Annotated in this window: 1 protein-coding gene; it reads left to right on the plus strand. The window is 59.8% G+C overall.

Going from position 1 to position 781, the window contains the following annotated elements; all coding sequences use genetic code 11:
- Positions 1-600: 600 nt before the first annotated feature.
- Positions 601-732 (plus strand): hypothetical protein, encoded by a 132-nt coding sequence (locus tag A5622_RS30445; protein ID WP_255361663.1) that lies wholly within the window; start codon positions 601-603, stop codon positions 730-732.
- Positions 733-781: the final 49 nt, after the last annotated feature.

The following is a 781-nucleotide window of genomic DNA, read 5'->3' on the forward strand; positions in this document are numbered from 1 at the left end:
AGTTGAGAGATCTGAAAAGGGCTACCGGCCTGCAAGCTCTGGTTGATCGCCCATGGGTCACCGCCAGCTCTGGCGATCAGACCGGCAACGCTAATCCATTTCAGCTGCATTGCACCGCCCGTAAAACCGCACCCTGTTCTTCTGGAGCAGCTATGACGCTACCCCGCTGGTAACCTCTCCACGCCGGTTCAAGCCGACGCTGCGGTGCAATTTGCCGCCGTTCGCTCGTCGAGCGCCTGATCGATCAATGTGGTACTGGAATGCCGTCGCAGAGTTATCGAGCCGCTAGGCGCGCTCGCGTCACCAGGCGGATTCGCCATCGATGGTCGCGAGGTCTCGCATGGGTAGAAAATTACGGGCGGACGCCGTTGGCCGCTATTCACTATGTACTAGCCTCGACGCAGCGCAGACACGGCTTCATCTCACTAGCGAATCCCAGCGACGTCAGGCCGGTCCGACGACGATCTGCCTCAAACCGATGCTGACGGCCGCATAAAGTCGGTGGTCTTACGCCAGCGATCAGTCACCTTCGAGATAAAGAATCTGCGCCGTTCGCCGGGGTGAAGTGAGCGAAGCGCTGCCTCGGCTTAGCATTCGGACATGCGCGATATCGAAGCGATTGACGCCGATCTGCAGTTGGTGTCGCGCGCTTGGTGCGCGGCTTTGGTGGCAAATGATCACGCACCGAGTACCACCCTGATCGACCAGCTTCGCGAGGAGCGACAGCAGTGAGGCGCTGCGTCCGGAACTGACATGACCGGATACCACTAGAGGTAGCGTC

It is taken from the genome of Mycobacterium sp. 1245801.1 (genome assembly GCF_001673055.1).
GTDB classification, from domain to species: domain Bacteria; phylum Actinomycetota; class Actinomycetes; order Mycobacteriales; family Mycobacteriaceae; genus Mycobacterium; species Mycobacterium europaeum_A.